This is a genomic window from Enterobacter cloacae complex sp. 385G4 (assembly GCF_057320665.1).
Map to the genome: position 1 here is coordinate 1,515,415 of NZ_JBXWDD010000001.1, position 21,370 is coordinate 1,536,784.

The window sequence follows — 21,370 nt, forward strand, 5'->3', positions numbered from 1 at the left end:
AAACATGCGGTTTGTTACTGTGAATCAACGCACAGATTGTTACAGAAATATGACAGAATGCGCAAAAAAGCGCATGAAATCACGTTTCAGTTTCGAATTTCGCGCGTTTATGTTCGAAATCAAACAAACCACACAATCTATGTGGCTAAATGCTAAAAAACGAACATAGAGGAAAGGCAATGACAATTCACGATCCACGCTACAGCGATGTGATTATCATTGGCGGTGGCGCAACCGGCGCCGGCATCGCACGCGACTGCGCCCTTCGCGGCTTAAGCGTCACGCTTCTGGAGCGCCACGATATCGCCACCGGCGCGACGGGGCGTAACCACGGCCTGCTGCACAGCGGCGCGCGGTATGCGGTCACCGACGGTGAATCCGCGCGCGAATGTATCGCTGAAAACCAGATCCTCAAGCGTATCGCCCGACACTGCATAGAGCCGACCGACGGTCTCTTTATTACCCTTCCCGAAGATGACCTCGCCTTTCAGTCAACCTTTATAACCGCCTGTACTGCCGCGGGCATTCAGGCTGAGGCCATGGATCCGGCTCTGGCCCGGCGGCTGGAGCCGTCGGTGAACCCGACGCTGATCGGCGCGGTGAAGGTGCCTGACGGCACCGTCGATCCGTTCCGCCTGACCGCCGCCAACATGCTGGACGCCCGCGAGCATGGCGCGCGCATTCTGACCGGACATGAAGTGACCGGGCTTATCCGCGAGGGTCATCGCATCTGCGGCGTGCGGGTGTTTGATACGCAGTACAACGAGCACAGCGAGCTGCACGCCGCCGTGGTGGTCAACGCGGCGGGGATCTGGGGCCAGCGCATCGCGGAATACGCCGACTTATCCATCCGCATGTTCCCGGCCAAAGGTTCGCTGCTGATCCTTGACCACCGCATCAATAACCACGTCATCAACCGCTGCCGCAAACCGTCTGACGCCGACATTCTGGTGCCGGGCGACACCATTTCGCTCATCGGTACGACGTCAACGCACGTTGACTACAGCGACATTGACGTCAACCGGGTCACCGCCGAAGAAGTGGATATTCTGCTGCGCGAAGGGGAAAAGCTGGCGCCGGTGATGGCGCAGACGCGTATCCTGCGCGCCTACGCGGGCGTGCGTCCCCTTGTCGCCAGCGATAACGATCCGAGCGGACGTAACGTCAGCCGGGGCATCGTGCTGCTCGATCACGCCGAGCGCGACGGCATGGACGGGTTTATCACCATTACCGGCGGCAAGCTGATGACCTACCGGCTGATGGCCGAGTGGGCGACCGATGCCGTCTGCCGCAAGCTCGGAAATACCGAACCGTGCGTTACCGCAGAACAGCCGCTGCCGGGATCGCGCCAGTCTACCGAAAAAACGCTGCAAAAAATCATCTCCCTGCCCGCGCCGCTGCGCGGTTCGGCCATCTACCGCCACGGCGACAGAACGCCGCAGTGGCTCGGTGAAGGACGACTGAGCCGCAGCCTGGTGTGCGAGTGCGAAGCCGTTACCGCAGGCGAAGTGCAGTACGCGGTAGAGAACCTGACAGTCAACAGCCTGTTGGATCTCCGCCGCCGCACCCGCGTCGGAATGGGGACCTGTCAGGGCGAACTGTGCGCCTGTCGTGCCGCCGGGCTGCTGCAGCGTTTTCATACCACCACCGCCACCCAGTCGCTCGATCAGCTCAGCGCGTTTTTGAACGAGCGCTGGAAAGGCATTCAGCCTGTCGCCTGGGGTGATGCCCTGCGCGAAAGCGAATTTACCCGCTGGGTCTATCAGGGGCTTTGCGGCCTGGAGAAGGAGCAACACGATGAAATTTGATACCGCAATCGTCGGCGGCGGGCTGGCAGGCTTGCTCTGCGGCATCAAACTCACGAAGCAGGGGCTGCGCTGCGCCATTATCACCCGCGGCCAGAGCGCCCTGCACTTCTCGTCGGGATCGCTGGATCTGGTGGACGAAGCGTACCGCGACAGGCTGCCGCCGGAGCACCCCTATCACCTGGTTGGCGCGCAGCATATTGACCGCTTTGCGCTGGAAGCCGAAGCGCTGCTGGCGGGCTGCGGCGCGCGTCTGAAGGGAAGCGCCAGGCAAAATCACCAGCGCATCACGCCGCTCGGCACCCTGCGCTCCGCGTGGCTCAGCCCGGAGGAAGTCCCCGTGGCCCCCGTCAGCGCGGGACGAGTGCGGGTGGTAGGTATTAGCGGCTTTCTGGATTTTCAACCCCATCTCGCGGCGGCCTCGCTCTGTCGCCAGGGCATCAACGCCGACACGGCAGAAATAGAGCTGCCCGAGCTGGATATCCTGCGCGATAACCCGAGCGAGTTTCGCGCGGTGAATATCGCCCGTTTTCTGGATAACGAGGAGAAATGGCCGCTGCTGTATGAGGCGCTCAGGCCGCTCGGTAAAACCTGCGATGCCCTGATAATGCCCGCCTGCTTTGGTTTAAACGACAACCGGCTCTGGCGCTGGCTCTCGGATCGTCTGCCCTGCACGCTCGGTTTGCTGCCGACGCTTCCCCCTTCCGTACCCGGCATTCGTCTGCACACCCAGCTTCAGCGCCAGTTTGTTGCGCAGGGCGGCGTATGGATGGCGGGTGACGAGGTGAAAAAAATCACCCTGACCGATGGCGCGGTGAGCGAAATCTGGACGCGCAACCACGAGGATATTCCGCTTCGCGCCCGCTATACGGTGCTGGCGAGCGGGAGCTTCTTCAGCAACGGGCTGCTGAGCAGCCGGGAGGGCATCCGGGAAGCGATTATGGGGCTGGATGTGCGGCAAACCGCTTCCCGCGCGGACTGGTATCAGTGTGATTTCTTCACGCCGCAGCCCTGGCAGCAGTTTGGCGTAATTGTCGATAACCGGCTACATCCGCAGCTTTCCGGTATGCCCGTCGGTAATCTTTTTGCCATCGGCTCGCTGCTGGGCGGATACGATCCGATCCCCCAGGGATGCGGCGGCGGGGTTTGCGCCGTTACGGCGCTGTATGTAGCCGAGCAGATTATCCAGCGCGTGGAGGCTGAACAATGAATGACACCCGTTTCGAAAGCTGCATTAAATGCACGGTCTGTACCACCGTCTGCCCGGTCAGCGGCGTAAACCCGCGCTACCCTGGGCCAAAGCAGGCCGGGCCGGACGGCGAGCGCCTGCGCCTGAAGGACGGCAGGCTGTACGACGAGGCGCTGAAATACTGCATCAACTGCAAGCGCTGCGAGGTCGCCTGCCCGTCGGACGTGAAAATCGGCGACATCATCCAGCGCGCCCGGGCGCGCTACAGCACGCAAAAGCCGATACTGCGCGATGCGATCCTGAGCCATACCGATCTGATGGGCAGCGTCTCCACGCCGTTTGCCCCGCTGGTGAATGCCGCAACCTCACTCAAGCCGGTGCGTCAGCTGCTGGATGCCACGCTTAAAATAGACCATCACCGCAGCCTGCCAAAATATTCTCACGGCACCTTCCGTCGCTGGTATAAAACCGTAGCGGAGCAGCAGGCGCAGTACGACGATCGGGTAGCCTTTTTCCACGGCTGCTATGTGAACTACAACCACCCGCAGCTGGGAAAAGACCTGCTGAAGGTGCTGAACGCCATGGGAACAGGCGTTCAGCTGCTTAGCAAAGAGAAGTGCTGCGGCGTGCCGCTGATTGCCAACGGCTTTACCGATAAAGCGCGCAGGCAGGCCAAAAGCAACGTCACCTCCCTGCGCGAAGCGATTGTCGATAAAGGCATGCCGGTGCTGGCGACGTCGTCCACCTGCACCTTCACCCTGCGCGATGAGTATCCGCACCTGCTGGACGTGGATAACGCCGGACTGCGCGAGCACATCGAGCTGGCGACGCGCTTCCTCTGGCGCAAGCTGGACAGCGGGCAGACGTTGCCGCTGGGAACATTGCCGCTGAAGGTGGTCTATCACACCCCGTGTCATATGGAGAAAATGGGCTGGTCGCTCTATACGCTGGAGCTGCTGCGGTTAATTCCGGGGCTGGAGCTGACGGTGCTGGATTCGCGCTGCTGCGGCATCGCAGGCACCTACGGCTTTAAGCGTGAAAACTACGAAACCTCGCAGGCAATTGGTGCCCCGCTGTTCCGCCAGATTGAAGAGAGCGGCGCGGATATCGTGGTGACGGACTGCGAAACCTGTAAATGGCAGATTGAGATGTCCACCAGCAAGCGCTGCGAACATCCGATTACCCTGCTGGCGAAAGCGCTGGGCTGAACGTTGCCGGGGCGAAAGGCCCCGGCACAGGCATTACTCAACGAACAGCGACTCGACAACGTTAATCCAGCCGTGCTCGCTGGCGACCTCTTTGCCGTTGAGCCAGCGGCGCAGCATATTCAGCGCCATCATGGCGCACACCTCCTGACGCACCGCCAGGCTGTGGCGGGTGATGCTCATTTTTACCCGCAGCGCCCAGGTGCCTTCCGGCGTCGCCAGCGCGAAGTTGAGGTAATCCTCATCCAGCCCGCCGACAAACAGCGCCAGACCGGCAAAATGCTTCACCCTTCTTTCGGAAGCCCAGCGGGCGGTTTGCGCCAGGGTCTCCTGCTGAAACGGCACCACTTCGCTGGCGAGCAGCGGCGCGTTGACGCGCGACAATTGCAGCGCCAGCAGGCCACCGGTGAACTGCTCGCTTAAGGTCACGCTGAGCTGGCGAGTCTGCAGATGTTTTGCAATCTGCTCAGGCAACCCTTCCGTCCCTTCAAAAATCAGGCTTTCGCCCGCCACGCGCTGCACCTCAGGCCACAGGGCCAGCATCGCCTCTTTCTGCGTGGCCGGTCCTGTTAATTTGAGTTCAATGATCGGCATAGAGGAGCGATAGCCCATGGACACGCCCGGCGGCAGCGGAAGGTGGTCAAGGCTCTGGGCCAGATCGCTTTCCGAGCGGCCAAAGGTGGTCAGGCGCAGGCACAGCGGAGGTTCAGGCAGAGTAAAACGCTGGCGAAGGCGCGGCAGGATCTGCTGCTCGACCATCACCTTAAATTCGGAAGGCACGCCCGGCGTGAAGAACATCAGGCAGCGGTTCAGCTGCATGGCAAACCCGCATGCGGTACCGACCGGGTTATCAACCAGCTCGGCGCTGGCGGGAATTTCAGCCTGTTTACGGTTGCTGGGGGCCATGACGCGGCCACGTCCGGTGAAAAAGCGCTCCATCTGCGAAAGCCACGCCTCGTGCAGCACCAGCCCTTCGCCTTTTGCGGTCGCGGCGGCCAGCGCGCTGAGATCGTCACTGGTGGGGCCGAGCCCGCCGTTCACGATCAGCACGTCGCACTGTTCACTGCGCTCGCGCAGAACAGCGACCAGTGACTCCAGATTGTCGCCCACGGTATTGCGGCGCGTTAACGGTAATCCTTGCTCAAAGAAAAGATCGGCAAGCCAGGCAGCATTGGTATCAATAATCTGTCCGTGCAGCACTTCGTCGCCGGTGGATAACATCTCCACGTTAATCATTGTGTTCTCCCGCTTATTTGGTCAAAACACTATAGCGCAAACGCGGGGCGGAGATGAGAGAAACTGGCGCGACGGAACGCCGCGCCGGAACGATTAGAAGCCTGCGCTCACGCCCACGTACGGGCCGTCAGCCAGCGCGTTATCGCGGTTGCCGTCTTTACCGGCCAGGTTCAGATAACGGTAGCCCGCTTCGATGGTAATCGGACGCATGATGGTCCAGCGCGCGCCGGCGTTGGCTTCTTCATAGCTGTCGATGCCGCTGGAGAGGGAATCCGGAGAGTAGTAGTACTCGCCAAACAGGCCGAAGCTGTCGCCAATTTTCCACTGCAGGCCGCCGCCCACAGCCGCTGCGTACCCTTCATCACCGTCATTTGGGTTGGTGTAGATACCTTTACCGCCAACGGTGGCCAGGAATGGGCCAAGAGGAATATTCAGACCGAGGCCGAGGCTTGCCGCGTCGCCGTCGTCATCGTTGTGCGTCCAGCCGCCGGTCATTGCCAGACCGGAGGTGTCAGTACCCATGCCAAAACCGAGGTGGGTATAGTCCTGACCCGCCGAACCATTAATGCTAATGGCGTTAGCCGCCGCAGATACAACCATCAGGCCGAGGCCCAGTAATGCCACTTTTTTCATTATCGCGATCCTGCATAATTATAGAGAAGTCCCCAAAACCGCGAGATTTTAACCTGAGTCTGCGGGGGATCAAGCACTCTGCGTGCGGCGGACAGGAAGATTGTAACGATTTGAAACCCCCGGCTTTTTTACGTAAGCAGCAGAAAGCGCATTTTGACGCAAAGGCCACCCAGCGTTTCGCTGCGAGTCAGCTGCAAATGGCTGCGGTGCAGCCGGGCGATATCCCCCGCCAGCGCCAGCCCAATCCCGGAACCGGCGGCGTTCCCGACGTTGTCCAGACGGTGGAAAGGCTGCATCGCCTGGTAGATCTGATCCTCTTCAATGCCGGGGCCGCTGTCCTCAACGCTCAGATCAACGGCACCGCCATCCACGCGCAGGAAAACGGTCACGGTCCCGCCTGCAGGCGTATATTTAATCGCGTTCTCCAGCAGGTTGGCGCACAGCTCGCCCAGCAGAACGTCATCGCCTTCGATCGTGACCGGCTGCTGTACACCGTCATATCCCAAATCGATCGCCTTGCTCCGCGCCTGCGCCAGCCGGGAAAAGCAGCAGTTCTGCACCACCTGAACCAGATCCACAGGCGTAAAATGACGATCCCCCTGCTCTTTTCCCTTCACCGCTGAAAGCTGCAGCAGCCGCTCGGTGAGCACGATAGTGTCGTCCAGGGTGGCATTCATTGCCCGCAGACTCTCCTGCCACAGGGCGGGATCCTGACGCGCGAGGGCGACGGAGACCTGGGTTTTAAGCACCGCCAGCGGCGTTTTGAGCTGGTGCGACGCATCCGCGTTAAAGCGTTCCTGACGCGAAAGCACGCCGCGCAGCCGGTCGATATAGCGGTTAAAGGCGACTATCAGCAGCCGGGTCTCGGACCAGGGCAGCAGCTCCGGCAGCGGTGCGAGCAGGCCCGGCTCGCGCCGCACCATCAGTGACGAAAGCTGGCGCATTGGGCGCAGCACGCGGCGCAGCAGCCATGCGGTCAGCACCAGCGTCAGCAGCACCAGCAGCCCCTGTGAAACCCAGGATGAAAAGAGCAACTGGCTGGCGAGATAGCGGCGGGACTGGAGCGTCTCGGCGACGTAAATCTCCGCCATGCCAAAAACATTATCTTCATTTACGGGCTGCAGCAGGCGCGCCACCCGAATCGCCTGGCCGCGATATTCGGTGTGGTAAAACCAGGCCAGCGCCGGATAGAGCGTGGTGCGCGACGTCGCAGGCGGCATCTTCGGCAGATCGTCATAGCCGGAGATCACCCGTCCGTCGGGGTCGACCACCTTATAGTAGAGCCGGTCGTTCATGTTGAGCTCAAAGCTGTCGAGCACCACCCAGGGCACGTCGACCGCCAACCTGCTGTTGAGCACCTCCAGCCGCTCGGAGATGGTGCGGGCAGAGGATAACAGCGTGCGATCGTAGGCCTGCGTGGCCGCCTGCAGCGCGCTAACGTAGCTGTTAAAGGCCGACAATCCCCACAGCAGCAGCAGCGGTAGACCCAGGAAAAGCAACAGCTGCAGATAGAGCGACTGCGGCTTAACCCACCTCATCGCCGCACTCCAGCACGTACCCAAGCCCCCGAAGGGTGGTTATCCGCACGCCGCTGCCGGTCAACTTCTTACGCAGCCGGTGAATATAGAGATCGATGCTTTCAGGGCTGACGTCGTCGTTCAGGCTGAACACCTGGTCGAAAAGCTGCTGTCGTGAAACCGGACGGGTCCGGCGGTGCATCAGCACTTTCAGCAGGGAGAGCTCCCGCGGCGTCAGGGAAAGCGGTTCATCGCGCAGCAGGAAAAAGCCCTCGTCGTCATACTCCAGCTCCCCAAGGCGCTGGCGCTCCTGCGTTCGCCCCTCGCTTCGGCGCAACAGGGCGCGCAGACGCGCGTCAAGCTCCTCCAGCTCAAACGGTTTTGGCAGATAGTCATCTGCCCCGGCGTTCAGTCCCTTCACCCGATCCGCCACGTTGCTGCGGGCGGTAAGAAACAGCACCGGCAGCGTTTGCCCCCGTTTTCTGAGGCGGTGGACCACTTCCAGGCCGTCAAAACCGGGCATGCCGATGTCCAGAATAGCGACCGCGTAGTTTTCACCCTGCAGCAGATGGTCGGCGGCACGTCCGTCGGAGACGCAGTCCACGGCAAAGCCTTCCTGCACCAGCGCTTTCTCCAGCCAGTGAGCCAGCTCACGATTATCTTCTGCGAGTAAGAGACGCATGTCACATCCTGTAAAGTTGGTGTCCCGTTGAAAGGGAAATGAAAGGTTATTGTTTTAACAATCACGCAACGGAACCGCTACAAGGTGGTTCACATAATCAGAAAAAAAGACCCGTACCCCCGGCGTGAGGATAAACGATGAAAAAACAATTACTTTCTACCCTTGCTGCAAGCGTATTGCTGTTAAGTACCTCTGTCGTTCAGGCCCAGGACGCTCCGTCCCGTACCGAATGTATCGCCCCGGCCAAACCGGGCGGCGGTTTCGATCTCACCTGCAAGCTTATTCAGGTCAGCCTGCTGGAGACGAAGGCCATTGAGAAACCGATGCGCGTCACCTACATGCCAGGCGGCGTGGGCGCGGTGGCCTATAACGCGATTGTCGCGCAACGTCCGGCGGAAGCGGGAACGGTGGTGGCCTTCTCCGGCGGCTCGCTGCTGAACCTGTCGCAGGGCAAGTTTGGCCGCTACGGTGTGAACGACGTGCGCTGGCTGGCGACCGTCGGCACCGACTACGGAATGATTGCCGTGCGTGCCGATTCCCCGTGGAAATCCCTGAAAGATCTGCTGACCGCTATGGAAAAAGATCCGAACAGCGTGGTGATTGGCGCAGGGGCGTCTATCGGCAGCCAGGACTGGATGAAAGCGGCCCTTCTCGCCCAGCAGGCGAAGGTTGACCCGCATAAGATGCGCTACGTGGCCTTTGAGGGCGGCGGCGAACCGGTCACGGCGCTGATGGGCAACCACGTTCAGGCCGTTTCCGGCGATCTCAGCGAGATGGTGCCGTACCTGAGCGGGGATAAAATACGCGTGCTGGCGGTCTTCTCGGAAAACCGTCTGCCGGGCCAGCTGGCGAACGTCCCGACCGCCAAAGAACAGGGTTATAACCTGGTCTGGCCGATCATCCGCGGCTTCTTCGTCGGGCCAAAAGTGACCGACGCCGAGTACCAGTGGTGGGTCGACGCGTTCAACAAACTCCAGCAGACGGAAGAATTTAAGAAACAGCGCGATCTGCGCGGACTGTTTGAGTTTAACCTGACCGGTAAGCCACTGGATGAGTACGTCAAAAAACAGGTGAATGACTACCGCGAACAGGCGAAAGCCTTTGGCCTGGCGAAATAACCGGAGGCGCTATGAGCGATCGTATTTTTGCCGGAATATGGCTGCTGCTCTGCGTTGGCGGGATGTTTGTCGCCTGGCAGATCCACAGCGAATACAGCTATGAACCCGTGGGACCCCGCCCCTTCCCGATGGGCCTCGTCGGCCTGATGCTGCTCTGCTCGGTGGCGCTGCTGCTTCGCCACCCGGATACCGTCGAGTGGCCGCCGCGTCGCATTCTGCAGCGTCTGCTGGTGATGGTGATTGTCCTGCTGATGTATGCCTGGGGCTTTGAGTGGCTCGGCTTCCCGGTGGCGACCGCCATTCTGACGATGGTCATCGGCATGCTGTTTAACGCCACCCTCCCCGCGGCGGGGATCTCTGGCGTGGTGATGGGGATTTTACTGTGGTACGCCTTTGACCGCCTGCTGGACGTGACGTTACCGCTCGGCGCCTGGCTTAATTAACGGAGCACGCTATGGATACCTGGATTTACCTCTCGCAGGGGTTCGCCGTGGCGATGACCCCGGAAAACCTGGTGATCGCCCTGATCGGCTGTTTCGTGGGCACGATTGTCGGCCTGCTGCCGGGCCTTGGGCCGATCAACGGCGTGGCGATTTTACTCCCGCTGGCGTTTGCCCTGCATCTGCCTGCGGAATCGGCACTGATCCTGCTGGCAACGGTCTACATCGGCTGTGAATATGGCGGACGCATTTCGTCGATCCTGCTTAACGTGCCGGGGGATGCGGCGGCGATCATGACCGCGCTGGACGGCTACCCAATGGCGCGGCAGGGACGCGGCGGCGTGGCGCTCTCCATCTCTGCGGTCAGTTCATTCTTTGGCTCACTGATTGCCATTGGCGGCATCATTCTGTTCGCTCCTGCGCTGGCCCAGTGGTCGCTGGCGTTTGGTCCGGCAGAATATTTTGCCCTGATGGTGTTCGCCATTGCCTGCCTCGGCAGCATGATGGCGCAAAATCCGCTGAAGTCGTTTTTATCCGCGCTGATTGGCTTAGGGTTAGCCACCGTCGGCGTGGATGCCAACACCGGGGTCTATCGCTTTACCTTCGACAGCGTTCACCTGTCCGATGGCGTGCAGTTCATTGTCGTCGTGATCGGCCTGTTCTCTGTCTCTGAGATCTTACTGATGCTGGAGCATACCAGCAGCGGGCAGACGCTGGTGCGCAAAACCGGCCGGATGCTCTTTAGCGCTAAAGAGGGCGCGCAGTGCATCGGCGCCACGCTGCGCTCGTCGGTGATTGGCTTCTTCGTCGGCATCCTGCCGGGCGCCGGGGCCACTATCGCCAGCGCCATCACCTACATGACCGAGAAGAAGCTCAGCGGCAATAGCGACAGCTTTGGTAAAGGCGATATTCGCGGCGTCGCCGCGCCTGAGGCGGCCAATAACGCCTCGGCCTGCGGCTCGTTTATCCCGATGCTGACCCTGGGCGTGCCGGGATCCGGCACCACGGCGGTGATGATGGGCGCGCTGACGCTCTATAACATTACGCCCGGCCCGGCGATGTTTACCGAGCAGCCTGATATTGTCTGGGGGCTGATTGCCGCGCTGCTGATCGCCAACGTCATGCTACTGGTGATGAATATCCCGCTGATTGGGCTGTTCACCCGCATGCTGACGATTCCGCTGTGGTTCCTGGTGCCCGCCATTGCCGCCGTCTCTGCGGTGGGGGTTTACGCGGTGCACAGCACCACGTTTGACCTGGTGCTGATGGTGGTCCTCGGCGTGTTCGGCTACATCTTGCGAAAAATGCACTTCCCAATGTCTCCGCTGATTTTGGGCTTTGTGCTGGGTGAGATGCTGGAGCAGAACCTGCGCCGCGCCCTGTCCATCAGCAACGGTAATGTGTCGATACTGTGGGACAGCAGCGTCGCGAAGGTTCTGTTAGCGCTCGCGGTCATGGTGATTGTGGTGCCGCCGGTGTTGCGCCTGCTGCGTCGTCGCCAGCGCAAACCGGAGCCGGATATCGGCTAACTATACGGACAGCTGGGCATTGACCCACTGCTTTAACGCCTGGCGGGAGATCTTAATCCCGCCATTTTTTAGCTCAGCCGGCAGCACCAGCCAGTGAACGGGCTGCTCAAAGCGCGCCAGCCTGCCCTGTACCCAGGTCGGGAAACGGGTGATATCCGTTCCCGGCTCGCACTCCACCACCGCCACCGGACGCTGTCCAAACTCGGCGTCATCCAGCGGGACGATAAAAACCTGGTTAATCTGCGGGTGCGCGGCGATAACGCGCTCCAGCGATTCCGGCTGGATCCCCTCTCCACCGCTGAAAAAGAGATTGTCCATGCGGCCTAAAATCGTCAGACGGTCGCCATGCCATTCCCCGCGATCGCGAGTGGCAAACCAGCCCTGCGCGTTGGTCAGCGGTATCAGGGCGCCGTCCCGCCAGTAGCCGGAAGCCATGCTCTGCGCTTTGATCCAGACTTCACCGTTAACGACCTGCACCTCTCTGCCCGGCAGCGCACGGCCCACGTCCGGATCGCCGTCAGCCTCTTTTGCGCAGACGGTAGAGGCAAACTCGGTGAGGCCGTAGCCGCAGTACGTCCGAACGCCCTGTTCCCGGGCCTTTTGCGTCAGCGTTACGGGAATGGCCGCCCCGCCGAGCAGCACCGCTTTCAGTGCGATGTGGCTTTCGCTATTGAGGAGACGCCAGAGCTGGGTCGGCACCAGCGAGGCGTGGGTGCAGCCGCGTAGCGCCTGCTCCAGCGGCTGCTTCTCGCGCACGGTTAAGCGCGCACCGGCCTGCAGCCAGCGCCATAAAATCCCCTGGCCTGAAACGTGAAACAGCGGCAGCGAAAGCAGCCAGTCGTCATTATCCCCGTAGGGCATCAGCGACAGCACGCCGCGGGCGCTGGCAAGATGGGCGGCGCAGGTATGCACCGCCGCCTTCGGCAGCCCGGTGGAGCCGGAGGTGAGCGTCATGGTGGCCAGCCGCGACGGCTGCCACGCAGCGCAGTACGCATCTGCTGGCTCGCACATGCTCAGGCCGTGAAGGCCGTCGTAGCTGCCGTCCAGCACCAGCGCAAAGCGCAGCGTCATCTGCGGGATCAGCACGTCGAGCAGCGGGCGCGGCAGCTGCGGATTAACGGGAAGAATACGTGCCCCGCACTGAAGCAGCGCCAGCCATGCCAGCAGCGTTTGCGGGTGGTTATAGGCCAGCAGCAGTACGCCGTCGCCCTCCGCCACGCCCTGCTGGTGAAACCCTGCCGCAAGGCGGTCGACGCGCACACACAACTGCTGCCAGGTGAGCGCGTCATCATTCAGCCTCAGGGCCTGATTATCGGCAAAAAGCGCGCGCCAGTGACGCCAGGGCCAGTCGGTAAAACTCATAGCAACGGCTCCAGCGCCTCTGCGTCGAGGCACGGCAGCGTGCTGGCAGGCCACTCGCGGAGAAGCTGAGCCTGCATCAGGTTCAGCGTGTCGAGGCCGGGAACCGTGTCCGGCGTTAACCAGGCGGCAATGCGCGCCAGCTGGGTCAGCCCCAGGCTGGACTCTATCGACGAGCTGATCACCGCCGTCAGCCCCAGCGCGTGCGCCGCCGAGACCTGCTCGCGCACCTTCGCCAGGCTGCCGGTTAGCGTCGGCTTAATCACCACCGCGCTGACGCCGGGCTCGGCGACAAATTCAAAATCGTCCTCGCGCAGACTTTCATCCCAGGCGATGGCGATCCCCGTTTCGCGGGCAAAGGCGCGCGAGTCATCGCGGGTTTTGCACGGTTCTTCGAGGAAGGCAATGCGGCTGCGGTACGCCGGGTTGACGTACCTGGCGAACTGCTGCGCCTTAAGCGGCGTCCACGCGCGGTTGGCATCCAGACGCAGGTGCAGATCGGGGATTGCTTCCAGCAGCAGATTGGCGACCATGCCGTCACGCACCGCTTCGTAGAGACCGACTTTGATTTTCGCCACTTTCTCGCCCGGCATGGCGGCGAGCAGCGCGAACAGCTCGTCCGGGTCGCCCGTGCAGAGCGGTGCGGCGCGATAGTTAGCCTCTTCCGGCAGGCTACCGTCCAGCTCCGCCAGCGCGCAGCTGATGCCAAAGGCGGCGGAAGGCGCGTCCGGTAATGCCGGGTTTGCGCCCTCACGCCACGCCTTTACCCACGTCAGCAATGCAGACTGCGCCTCATCCAGCGACTCCAGGCTAAAGCCCGGCAGAGGCGAAATCTCGCCCCAGCCTTCCCGCTCGCCCTGCTGCAAATGCACGAAGAAGCCGTCACGGGTTTTTAAACGCCGTTCACGCAGCACCACGCCCGCGTCCATCGGTATCTGCCAGCGGTAAACCTGCGCGCGACGCATTACGGATTCCGTTTGTATTTGCTGAAGTCTGGCTGGCGTTTTTCGTTAAACGCGTTGCGTCCTTCCTGACCCTCTTCGGTCATGTAGAACAGCATGGTGGCGTTACCCGCCAGCTCCTGCAGACCCGCCTGACCGTCACAGTCGGCATTAAGTGCCGCTTTCAGGCAACGCAGCGCCATCGGGCTGTTTTGCAGCATCTCTCGGCACCAGCGCACGGTCTCTTTTTCGAGATCGGCAAGCGGCACCACGGTATTCACCAGGCCCATATCCAGCGCTTCCTGTGCGTTGTACTGGCGGCACAGGAACCAGATTTCGCGGGCTTTTTTCTGCCCGACGATGCGCGCCATGTAAGAGGCACCCCAGCCGCCGTCGAAGGAGCCCACTTTCGGGCCGGTCTGGCCGAAGATGGCGTTTTCAGCAGCGATGGTCAGGTCGCACATCATGTGCAGCACGTGGCCGCCGCCGATGGAATAGCCCGCCACCATCGCCACCACCGGTTTCGGGCAGGTGCGGATCTGGCGCTGGAAATCGAGGACGTTCAGGTGGTGCGTACCCGCATCGTCCTGGTATCCACCGTAGTCGCCGCGCACCTTCTGATCGCCACCGGAGCAGAAGGCCTTCTCGCCTTCACCGGTCAGCACGATCACGCCGATACTGTCGTCGTAGCGCGCATCCGCCAGGGCCTGAATCATCTCTTTGACGGTCAGCGGACGGAAGGCGTTACGCACCTGCGGACGGTTGATGGTGATTTTGGCAATGCCGTCGGCGGATTTGTGGTAACGAATGTCGGTGTAGCCTTCGGAGCAGTCCTGCCATTCAACCGGCGCATAAAGCATGTGTTCATCAGGATAGATCATAGAGTGTCCTTTATTCGAAGACGCAGTATCTGAGCCAGACTCGCGGCAACCGCGTCGGGGTTTTCCCGGTGGGCGTTGTGTCCGGCGTTTGGAATCGCATGGCGAACGGCGTCCAGTTCAGCGGCCAGGGCCGCGAACTTCTGGTCACGTTCACCGTAGAGATAGTCAAAAGGGAAATTGCATACGCTAATCGCGGCACGCAAATCGGGCTGCACGGCCAGCGACGTTGCTTCGAGCATCTTCGCCAGCGTCGCGCCGTTGTTCTGACTGCGCAGGGCGATAAGCGCCTTGCGCTGGTGGTCAATGAGGGAAGCAAATACCGGCTGTTGATACCAGTCGGTAAAGACCTTTTCCAGCGGTTCGGTGCGAAAACGCGTCGCCCAGCGGCGGTCGGATGTCCACCGTGCGTGACGCTCATCCTCATCCTGCAGGCCCGGATGTCCACCTTCAACGATCACCCCCAGCAGCCCCTTCGGCTGCTGGCAGGCATGAAACATCGCAATGCGGCCACCGAGGGAGTACCCCACCAGCCAGTAGTCCAGTATGTTGTAACTAAGCAGAGTTCGGGTAAGTAACGTGCTCATCTCGTCGAACCCCGTCACGGCAATATTCCCGGACTCACCGTGGCCCGGCAGGTCAAGATAGAGCCGGGAATACTCGCCGAGTTGCTTCCCGACAGCCTGCCACTCGCGGCAGTCGCCGGAAAAACCGTGCAAAAAGACCAGCCAGGGATAGCCTGATTTTCCGGCCTGCTGCACGCCCGAGAGGATCACAGCTGGCTCACCTGCGCCAGCAGGCTTTGCAGGGTCTGCGCGCCGTCGGCCTCGTTCACCACCAGCTCAATCAGCGTCGCGCCCGGCTGCTTCCAGGCGGTGCTTAACGCCGCTTCCAGCTGTTCCCAGCTTTCCGGGCGATGGTATTTCAGGCTGAACATCGCCGCGGCGTGTTCAAACTGCACGTTCTGCGGCATCAGGTAGAAGCGCTCGCGCTCGCTCTGGGGCGTTGGCAGCAGGGAGAAAATCTGCCCACCGTTGTTGTTGACCACAATCAGCACAAACGGCGCGGACGCCTGACGCAGTAGCGCCAGCGCGTTGAGATCGTAGAGCGCGGAGAGATCGCCCACGATCGCCAGCGTCGATTTCGCGCTGGCGCGCTGCACCCCCGCCGCCGTCGAGATCAGCCCGTCGATGCCGCTGGCACCACGGTTGCTGTACACCGGGTAGCCCGCCGGCAGCTGCGAAAAGGCATCGATCAGCCGCACGACCAGGCTGTTGCCGACAAACAGCTGCCCCTGTTCCGGCAGGTATTGGCGAATACGGTGCGCCAGCCCGGCCTCGCTGAATGTCTCACAGCGCGCTTTGGTGATTTCCCACGCCTGACGCGACAGCTCAGGGATCGCCACCGCCCAGGGCTGACGTTTTTCCGCCGGGTGCAGTTCCAGCCAGCTATCAATTTTGCTCACCAGACGACGGCCGCGATGGTGCGCCGGGTCGAGCCGCCCTTCCAGTGCGTCCACCACCCAGTACTCTTCCGGCGTGCAGGTCGCCTGCCACTGCAGCAGACGTTTTCCGGTCAGGCTTGCGCCGATCTGGACCACAATCTGCGCCTGCGAAAGCTCAGTAACCGCTTTCGCGTTACCCAGCCAGAGATCGGCGCACGGCAGCGGCTGGCCAGTCTGGGAAAGCACGTCGCCAATCAGCGGCCAGCCGAGGGTTTGCGCCCATTCGGCGACCAGCCTGCCTTCGGCGGCGCTCATGCGCCCGGCGATGACCACGCCTCGCTTCTGCCGCCAGAAGAACCAGTCGCGCTGTTTCGCGCTCTCAAGATGCGTCTGCTCGCGCAGCCACGGCTTTTCGCTCTGCCACCATTCGCCGAGCGACCGCTGCCAGTCAAGGCCGGTATCGTCCAGCTCGCCGTACAGCGGTTCGGCAAACGGGCAGTTGATATGCAGCGCCCCGCTGCGCAATGTCGCCATGGCGTGATCGACGGTGGAGACCAGCCAGCTTGCAGGAATATCCTGGGTGGGACGCGGTAACGAAACCGTCTGCGAAGGGTGCGTAGAAAAAAGTCCGGGCTGGCGAATGGCCTGATTGGCGCCGCAGTCGATTAGCTCAGGCGGACGGTCGGCCGTCAGCAGGATCAGTTTTTCACCGGTTAACCCGGCTTCAATCAAGGCCGGATAGAGGTTCGCCACGGCGGTACCGGAAGTGACAATCACCGCCACGGGTTCTTTGCTTACCTTCGCCAGCCCGAGCGCGAGATGTCCCAGACCTCGCTCGTCAAAGTGGGTGTGGTGAACAAACGCCCGGTTTTCAGCCGCCGCCAGCGTCAGCGGCGTTGAGCGAGAACCCGGTGCAATACACACGTGCCTGACGCCATGGCGCGTCAGGGCTTCAAGGATCACCGCCGCCCAGCGTCGGTTAAAAGAACTTACTGACATGAGATTGTCCGGTATCAAGAATGCGACACAGTATAAATAATAGAAAAAATTGGAATTTTGATATGAATCGGGATTGCGCGAATCAGTATTAATCCCTTAGGAGCAGAGAGCGCAATCCGGCGGCTTTGTTTTCGATCTCCTGCCACTCCTGCTCCGGGTCAGAGCCGCTGACAATGCCCGCTCCAGCGTAAAGCCGCAGAGCGTCTTCCTGTACGCGCGCCGAGCGCAGCGCCACGCAGAATTCGCTTTGTTCGGGGGATAAATACCCGGCCGAACCGGCGTACCACTCGCGGTTAAAGGGTTCAACGTGCTGAATAAACTCGCGCGCTGGCTGTCGCGGAAGCCCGGCAACCGCCGCCGTCGGCTGTAGCACGTGCAGGCACAGCTCATCGTCGGCCTGCTTGAGCTCGGTCCAGATACAGCGGCGTAAGTGCTGCACTTTGCGCAGGCGGACGACCTGAGCCGGCAACACCTCCAGCGTCTGCGTATGGTGTTGAAGACGCTGGCAGATATCTTCCACCACCAGCATATTTTCGCGCTGGTTTTTATCGTCATTCAGCAGCCACTCGCCCAGACGCTGCGCCTGTTTATCGTCAGTATGGCTGGCGACGGTGCCCGCCAGCGCTTCGGTGCGCAGCAGCTTGCCGCGCCGCCGCCAAAGACGCTCGGGCGTGGAGCCGAGAAACGCGTTGCTGGCGTCGAATATCATGCAGAAATGATAGCAGTTTAAATTCAGGGCGCGGCTGGCGGCCATCAGCGCGACGGGGTTAACGCGCTGTTTACACTGCAGGTCGGTGGCTCGGGCGAGAACGACCTTTTCGAAATCACCGCGTGCAATTGTCTCTGTCGCTTTGCCGATAAGGCTAAGCCATTGCGGTTTTTCCGGGTGATGGGTTTCGCGCTCAACCTGCACGGAGAGCGGACGGATCGGTCTGGCGGGAAGCAGTTGCTGTAAGAACGCCCGCGCGGTGTCGGCATCGTCCTCAAGCGAGCTGTCGCTCCACAGCTGCAGACGCAACGTGGCGTTGCCAGCGGTACGTCGCCACAGCAGACGCGGTAAAAAGAGGCTGCCCTGCTCCGGGTTAAACGCGTTCAGGCCGCAGATTCGGGTATCTTCAGGGGCGTGTTGCGCACTTAAAAACTGCGAGGCTAACGCCAGAGAGGAGAATTGGACCACCGCTCCCAGCGCGGCCAGCTCTTCATCGCCGTTACGCTGTTGCCAGTAAAACTGAGGATAGCACTGCTGCTCGCCCAGCCAGGCAAGGGGATCGAAGGCATCGTTTAACGGGAAAGAGACGTCGAAATGACGCAGGCCGGATGTGGCAGGTAACGCTTGCGAAAGATGGCTACGCAATTGTTCCAGCGCGAGGAAAATCGAATTCACGCGAACCTCTCCCTGTTAAAACCTCATATTATACGGGGTACCATAAGAAATATCAGTACCCACGTATAGGGAGTGGTTAAACGGCTTAACGACGGGCCAGCAGCAGACCCAGCACCAGCCCTACGGCTGCGCCCACCCCAATGCCCTGCCACGGTTTTTCATGGACGTAATCATCGGCACGATAAACCGCTTTTTTGGCGCGGTAGTAGTAAGTATCAGACGCATGGCTGACGCGGTTTTTAACGTCGTGGAGCGCCTGCTCGGCACGGGCTTTCAGCTCGATATATTTCTGATCGGCAGGGTCGCCCGAGGAACGTAACACCTCTTCCAGCGTTTCGCTCAGTAAGGTCAGGTCGTCGTCGATACGGGTATCCCAGGATTGAAATGACATATTTTTCTCCATGTTAGTACACCAGTCCGCTAACTATAGACAACGACGCGCCATTACGCCTGTTTCGCTTCCCGCGCCATGCCGATGTGCGGAATACCGTCTTCGTCGTAGATGTCGGTGACCGGCATAAAACCGAAATGACCGTAGAAGGATTGCAGGTGCGCCTGCGCGCCCAGGTATAACGCCTTGTCCGGCCACTGTTTCTGGCATGACTCCAGCGTTTTTTCCATCAGCTGATAGCCCAGTTTCTCACCCCGAGCGTTACCGCTGATAATGACGCGGCCTATCACCACGGGCTCGACATCGTCCTCGCTTTTCAGAATCCTCGCATACGCCACCAGCTCGTTATCCTTCCAGCCGAGGATATGGCGGTTTTCGCCAACGAGGTCATCGCCGTCGATGTCCTGATACGGGCACGTCTGTTCAACCACAAACACTTCGCAGCGCAGTTTAAGCAGCGCGTAGAGCGAATGAACGGTGAGCTCACTATGATGTAAATCTTGCCACTGGATCATCTCTTTCTCCTTCCTGGGGTTCATCACGTTATACTAAACCCCTCCCCGTTCGGCAAAGGGCTGATTGCGTTATGGAACTGATTTTTCTGGGTACGTCCGCTGGCGTGCCAACCCGCTCACGAAACGTGACGGCAATTCTGCTGGATCTTAAGCATCCCACCCGCGGCGGGCTGTGGCTGTTTGACTGCGGTGAAGGGACGCAGCATCAGCTGCTGCACACCGCGTATCACCCCGGCAAGCTGGATAAAATTTTTATTACTCACCTGCACGGCGACCATCTGTTTGGCCTGCCGGGCCTGCTGTGCAGCCGCTCCATGGCCGGCAACGCCAATCCGCTGACGATTTACGGGCCTGCGGGTGTGCGTGAATTTGTTGAAACCGCGCTGCGCCTGAGCGGATCATGGACGGATTATCCGCTGGAGATCGTTGAGATTAGCGAAGGCCTGGTTTTCGATGACGGTGATTATAAGGTGAGCGCTCAGCCGCTGAATCATCCCGTTGAGTGCTATGGCTATCGCATTGAAGCGCATGACAAGCCCGGCGCGCTGGACGCCGCCGCGCTGATGGCCGCTGGCGTAAAACCCGGACCGTTGTTCCAGCGCCTGAAGCACGGCGAGACCGTCACGCTGGAGGACGGTCGCGTCATCAACGGTCAGGATTATCTCGCCGCGCCCGAGCCGGGCAAGAAGCTGGCTATCTTTGGCGACACGGCCCCGTGCCCGGCGGCGCTTCAGCTTGCCCAGGGCGTTGACGTGATGGTGCACGAAGCCACGCTGGAAACGGCGATGGAAGAGAAAGCCAACGGCCGCGGCCATAGCTCAACGCGTCAGGCGGCGCTGCTTGCCCGCGACGCAGGCGTCGGAAGGCTGATCGTCACTCACGTCAGTTCCCGCTACGACGCGCAGGGGTGTGCAAGCCTGCTGGCAGAGTGCCTGGCGGTGTTCCCGGCGTGCGAGCTGGCCGAAGATTTCGCTAAGGTCAGCGTTTAGCCCTTCATTTTTCTCTCAGGATGCCGATAACGATTAAAAGGTCAGCATTTCTCTCGAGGGTAGAATGGATAATTTCCAGAAAGATATTGATGACAGGGCGAATCTCACCCTGTCGAACCGTTTTGAACTGTTGCTGTTCCGTCTTGGCACCTCTCTGAACGAAAATAAATCCGAGCTGTTTGGCATTAACGTCTTTAAGCTGCGTGAAATTGTGCCGATGCCGGAATTCACAAAACCCGCCGGGATGAAATCACCGCTGATGGGGATGGTGAATATTCGCGATCAGGTGATCCCGGTGATCGATCTGGCCGCCGTGGCGGGCTGTAAGCCTACCACCGGGCTGAACATCCTGCTTATCACCGAATATGCCCGAAGCGTGCAGGCCTTTGCCGTGGAGTCGGTTGAAAACATCATGCGTCTGGACTGGAAGCAGGTGCACGCGGCGGAAACGGCCGTCAGCGGCCGCTATATCACCAGCATTGCCTGCCTGGATGAGAAAACGGATACCAACGATCTGGCGATGGTGCTGGACGTTGAGCAGATCCTGTATGACATCACCCCGGCCAACCACGATCTGCACGCCACCAATCTGAAAACCACCAAGTTCAACATCAAGCCGGGCGCAGTCGCGATTGTGGCGGAAGATTCCAAAGTGGCGCGTTCGATGCTGGAGAAAGGTCTGCAGGCGATGGAGATCCCAGCGCAGCTGCACATCACCGGCAAAGACGCGTGGGAAAAAATTGGCGTGCTGGCCGCGCAGGCGCAGGCTGAGGGCGTGCCGATCACCGATAAGATCGCTCTGGTGCTGACCGACCTCGAAATGCCGGAGATGGACGGATTTACGCTGACGCGCAAAATCAAAACCGACCCGGTTCTGAAGGATATTCCGGTAGTGATCCACTCCTCCCTTTCCGGCAACGCCAACGAAGATCATATTCGCAAGGTGAAGGCGGACGGGTACGTGGCGAAGTTTGAGCTGAACGAGCTGTCGTCGGTGATTGAGGAAGTGCTGGATCGTTCGATGAAGAAGATTGGCGGGCCGTTGATTAGCCGGAAGCAGCTGGCTTAAGTCCTGTGCGGGCTGGTGCCCTCACCCCATCCCTCTCCCACAGGGAG

The 21,370-nt window shown here is 60.6% G+C and carries 20 protein-coding genes; 8 read left to right on the plus strand and 12 right to left on the minus strand.

Features of this window, described 5'->3' with window-relative positions; genetic code table 11:
- The first annotated feature begins 179 nt into the window (after positions 1 to 179).
- Genes glpA through glpC form a run of 3 tightly spaced genes read left to right on the plus strand, consistent with a single transcriptional unit; the run spans position 180 to position 4,202 of the window.
- Positions 180 to 1,808: an anaerobic glycerol-3-phosphate dehydrogenase subunit A gene (glpA, locus tag AC2FAJ_RS07355; protein ID WP_028013909.1), complete on the plus strand. Its 1,629-nt coding sequence runs from the start codon at positions 180 to 182 to the stop codon at positions 1,806 to 1,808.
- Positions 1,798 to 3,015 (plus strand): glycerol-3-phosphate dehydrogenase subunit GlpB, encoded by a 1,218-nt coding sequence (gene glpB / locus AC2FAJ_RS07360; protein ID WP_485453963.1) that lies wholly within the window; start codon positions 1,798 to 1,800, stop codon positions 3,013 to 3,015. The genes glpA and glpB overlap by 11 nt, the downstream gene beginning before the upstream one ends.
- On the plus strand, positions 3,012 to 4,202 hold the full coding sequence (gene glpC, locus AC2FAJ_RS07365) for an anaerobic glycerol-3-phosphate dehydrogenase subunit GlpC (RefSeq protein WP_485453964.1): 1,191 nt from the start codon (positions 3,012 to 3,014) through the stop codon (positions 4,200 to 4,202). Before glpB ends, glpC begins: the two co-directional genes overlap by 4 nt.
- A 33-nt stretch (positions 4,203 to 4,235) precedes the next feature.
- Here glpC and AC2FAJ_RS07370 read toward each other — a convergent pair whose 3' ends face one another.
- From AC2FAJ_RS07370 to tctD, 4 genes are all read right to left on the minus strand, one after another.
- Positions 4,236 to 5,435: a nicotinamide mononucleotide deamidase-related protein YfaY gene (locus AC2FAJ_RS07370; RefSeq protein ID WP_485453965.1), complete on the minus strand. Its 1,200-nt coding sequence runs from the start codon at positions 5,433 to 5,435 to the stop codon at positions 4,236 to 4,238.
- 93 nt (positions 5,436 to 5,528) lie between these two features.
- On the minus strand, positions 5,529 to 6,068 hold the full coding sequence (locus tag AC2FAJ_RS07375; RefSeq protein ID WP_028013913.1) for a YfaZ family outer membrane protein: 540 nt from the start codon (positions 6,066 to 6,068) through the stop codon (positions 5,529 to 5,531).
- A gap of 128 nt (positions 6,069 to 6,196) precedes the next feature.
- Entirely contained in the window at positions 6,197 to 7,606 is a 1,410-nt protein-coding gene (locus tag AC2FAJ_RS07380; protein WP_485453966.1) for a sensor histidine kinase, read from the minus strand.
- Entirely contained in the window at positions 7,593 to 8,267 is a 675-nt protein-coding gene (gene tctD, locus AC2FAJ_RS07385; protein ID WP_028013915.1) for a transcriptional regulator TctD, read from the minus strand. Before tctD ends, AC2FAJ_RS07380 begins: the two co-directional genes overlap by 14 nt.
- 137 nt (positions 8,268 to 8,404) lie before the next feature.
- Between tctD and AC2FAJ_RS07390 the strand changes: the two genes are divergently transcribed.
- From AC2FAJ_RS07390 to AC2FAJ_RS07400, 3 genes are read left to right on the plus strand one after another with little or no spacing between them, the layout of a single operon-like run.
- Positions 8,405 to 9,385, plus strand: a complete 981-nt coding sequence (locus AC2FAJ_RS07390; RefSeq protein WP_041908951.1) for a Bug family tripartite tricarboxylate transporter substrate binding protein — start codon at positions 8,405 to 8,407, stop codon at positions 9,383 to 9,385.
- Positions 9,386 to 9,396: 11 nt separating this feature from the next.
- The gene (locus AC2FAJ_RS07395; protein ID WP_485453967.1) at positions 9,397 to 9,828 is read left to right on the plus strand and encodes a tripartite tricarboxylate transporter TctB family protein; all 432 of its coding nucleotides are present in this window, start codon (positions 9,397 to 9,399) and stop codon (positions 9,826 to 9,828) included.
- An 11-nt stretch (positions 9,829 to 9,839) separates the two neighbouring features.
- Positions 9,840 to 11,354: a tripartite tricarboxylate transporter permease gene (locus AC2FAJ_RS07400; RefSeq protein WP_041908947.1), complete on the plus strand. Its 1,515-nt coding sequence runs from the start codon at positions 9,840 to 9,842 to the stop codon at positions 11,352 to 11,354.
- On the opposite strand, the gene menE is transcribed toward AC2FAJ_RS07400, so the two are convergent.
- From menE to AC2FAJ_RS07440, 8 genes are all read right to left on the minus strand, one after another.
- Entirely contained in the window at positions 11,355 to 12,716 is a 1,362-nt protein-coding gene (gene menE / locus AC2FAJ_RS07405) for an o-succinylbenzoate--CoA ligase (protein ID WP_045629887.1), read from the minus strand.
- Positions 12,713 to 13,678: an o-succinylbenzoate synthase gene (menC, locus tag AC2FAJ_RS07410; protein WP_047367985.1), complete on the minus strand. Its 966-nt coding sequence runs from the start codon at positions 13,676 to 13,678 to the stop codon at positions 12,713 to 12,715. The genes menE and menC overlap by 4 nt, the downstream gene beginning before the upstream one ends.
- Positions 13,678 to 14,535, minus strand: a complete 858-nt coding sequence (gene menB / locus AC2FAJ_RS07415) for a 1,4-dihydroxy-2-naphthoyl-CoA synthase (protein WP_028013920.1) — start codon at positions 14,533 to 14,535, stop codon at positions 13,678 to 13,680. Before menB ends, menC begins: the two co-directional genes overlap by 1 nt.
- Positions 14,532 to 15,308 (minus strand): 2-succinyl-6-hydroxy-2,4-cyclohexadiene-1-carboxylate synthase, encoded by a 777-nt coding sequence (gene menH, locus AC2FAJ_RS07420; protein ID WP_485453968.1) that lies wholly within the window; start codon positions 15,306 to 15,308, stop codon positions 14,532 to 14,534. Before menH ends, menB begins: the two co-directional genes overlap by 4 nt.
- Positions 15,305 to 16,975, minus strand: a complete 1,671-nt coding sequence (gene menD, locus AC2FAJ_RS07425; protein WP_060571949.1) for a 2-succinyl-5-enolpyruvyl-6-hydroxy-3-cyclohexene-1-carboxylic-acid synthase — start codon at positions 16,973 to 16,975, stop codon at positions 15,305 to 15,307. Before menD ends, menH begins: the two co-directional genes overlap by 4 nt.
- Before the next feature lie 88 nt (positions 16,976 to 17,063).
- Positions 17,064 to 18,359: an isochorismate synthase MenF gene (menF, locus tag AC2FAJ_RS07430; protein WP_045259697.1), complete on the minus strand. Its 1,296-nt coding sequence runs from the start codon at positions 18,357 to 18,359 to the stop codon at positions 17,064 to 17,066.
- An 85-nt stretch (positions 18,360 to 18,444) separates the two neighbouring features.
- Positions 18,445 to 18,750 (minus strand): stress response protein ElaB, encoded by a 306-nt coding sequence (gene elaB, locus AC2FAJ_RS07435; protein WP_028013924.1) that lies wholly within the window; start codon positions 18,748 to 18,750, stop codon positions 18,445 to 18,447.
- Positions 18,751 to 18,803: 53 nt separating this feature from the next.
- The gene (locus AC2FAJ_RS07440; protein ID WP_045629890.1) at positions 18,804 to 19,265 is read right to left on the minus strand and encodes a GNAT family N-acetyltransferase; all 462 of its coding nucleotides are present in this window, start codon (positions 19,263 to 19,265) and stop codon (positions 18,804 to 18,806) included.
- A 71-nt stretch (positions 19,266 to 19,336) separates the two neighbouring features.
- On the opposite strand from AC2FAJ_RS07440, the gene rbn reads away from it, so the two are divergent.
- Both rbn and AC2FAJ_RS07450 read left to right on the plus strand, forming a co-directional pair.
- Entirely contained in the window at positions 19,337 to 20,254 is a 918-nt protein-coding gene (gene rbn / locus AC2FAJ_RS07445; RefSeq protein WP_447087532.1) for a ribonuclease BN, read from the plus strand.
- 64 nt (positions 20,255 to 20,318) lie between these two features.
- Positions 20,319 to 21,323, plus strand: coding sequence for a chemotaxis protein (locus AC2FAJ_RS07450; RefSeq protein ID WP_028013927.1), 1,005 nt, complete (start codon positions 20,319 to 20,321; stop codon positions 21,321 to 21,323).
- The last annotated feature ends 47 nt before the right edge of the window (positions 21,324 to 21,370 follow it).

Coding starts and splice junctions, on each gene's coding strand:
- menB (WP_028013920.1), bottom strand. CDS start 14,535: ATGATCTATCCTGATGAACACATGCTTTATGCGCCGGTTGAATGGCAG.
- elaB (WP_028013924.1), bottom strand. CDS start 18,750: ATGTCATTTCAATCCTGGGATACCCGTATCGACGACGACCTGACCTTA.
- glpB (WP_485453963.1), top strand. CDS start 1,798: ATGAAATTTGATACCGCAATCGTCGGCGGCGGGCTGGCAGGCTTGCTC.
- AC2FAJ_RS07380 (WP_485453966.1), bottom strand. CDS start 7,606: ATGAGGTGGGTTAAGCCGCAGTCGCTCTATCTGCAGCTGTTGCTTTTC.
- glpC (WP_485453964.1), top strand. CDS start 3,012: ATGAATGACACCCGTTTCGAAAGCTGCATTAAATGCACGGTCTGTACC.
- AC2FAJ_RS07370 (WP_485453965.1), bottom strand. CDS start 5,435: ATGATTAACGTGGAGATGTTATCCACCGGCGACGAAGTGCTGCACGGA.
- AC2FAJ_RS07395 (WP_485453967.1), top strand. CDS start 9,397: ATGAGCGATCGTATTTTTGCCGGAATATGGCTGCTGCTCTGCGTTGGC.
- rbn (WP_447087532.1), top strand. CDS start 19,337: ATGGAACTGATTTTTCTGGGTACGTCCGCTGGCGTGCCAACCCGCTCA.
- glpA (WP_028013909.1), top strand. CDS start 180: ATGACAATTCACGATCCACGCTACAGCGATGTGATTATCATTGGCGGT.
- AC2FAJ_RS07400 (WP_041908947.1), top strand. CDS start 9,840: ATGGATACCTGGATTTACCTCTCGCAGGGGTTCGCCGTGGCGATGACC.
- menD (WP_060571949.1), bottom strand. CDS start 16,975: ATGTCAGTAAGTTCTTTTAACCGACGCTGGGCGGCGGTGATCCTTGAA.
- AC2FAJ_RS07440 (WP_045629890.1), bottom strand. CDS start 19,265: ATGATCCAGTGGCAAGATTTACATCATAGTGAGCTCACCGTTCATTCG.
- menE (WP_045629887.1), bottom strand. CDS start 12,716: ATGAGTTTTACCGACTGGCCCTGGCGTCACTGGCGCGCGCTTTTTGCC.
- AC2FAJ_RS07375 (WP_028013913.1), bottom strand. CDS start 6,068: ATGAAAAAAGTGGCATTACTGGGCCTCGGCCTGATGGTTGTATCTGCG.
- AC2FAJ_RS07390 (WP_041908951.1), top strand. CDS start 8,405: ATGAAAAAACAATTACTTTCTACCCTTGCTGCAAGCGTATTGCTGTTA.
- AC2FAJ_RS07450 (WP_028013927.1), top strand. CDS start 20,319: ATGGATAATTTCCAGAAAGATATTGATGACAGGGCGAATCTCACCCTG.
- tctD (WP_028013915.1), bottom strand. CDS start 8,267: ATGCGTCTCTTACTCGCAGAAGATAATCGTGAGCTGGCTCACTGGCTG.
- menC (WP_047367985.1), bottom strand. CDS start 13,678: ATGCGTCGCGCGCAGGTTTACCGCTGGCAGATACCGATGGACGCGGGC.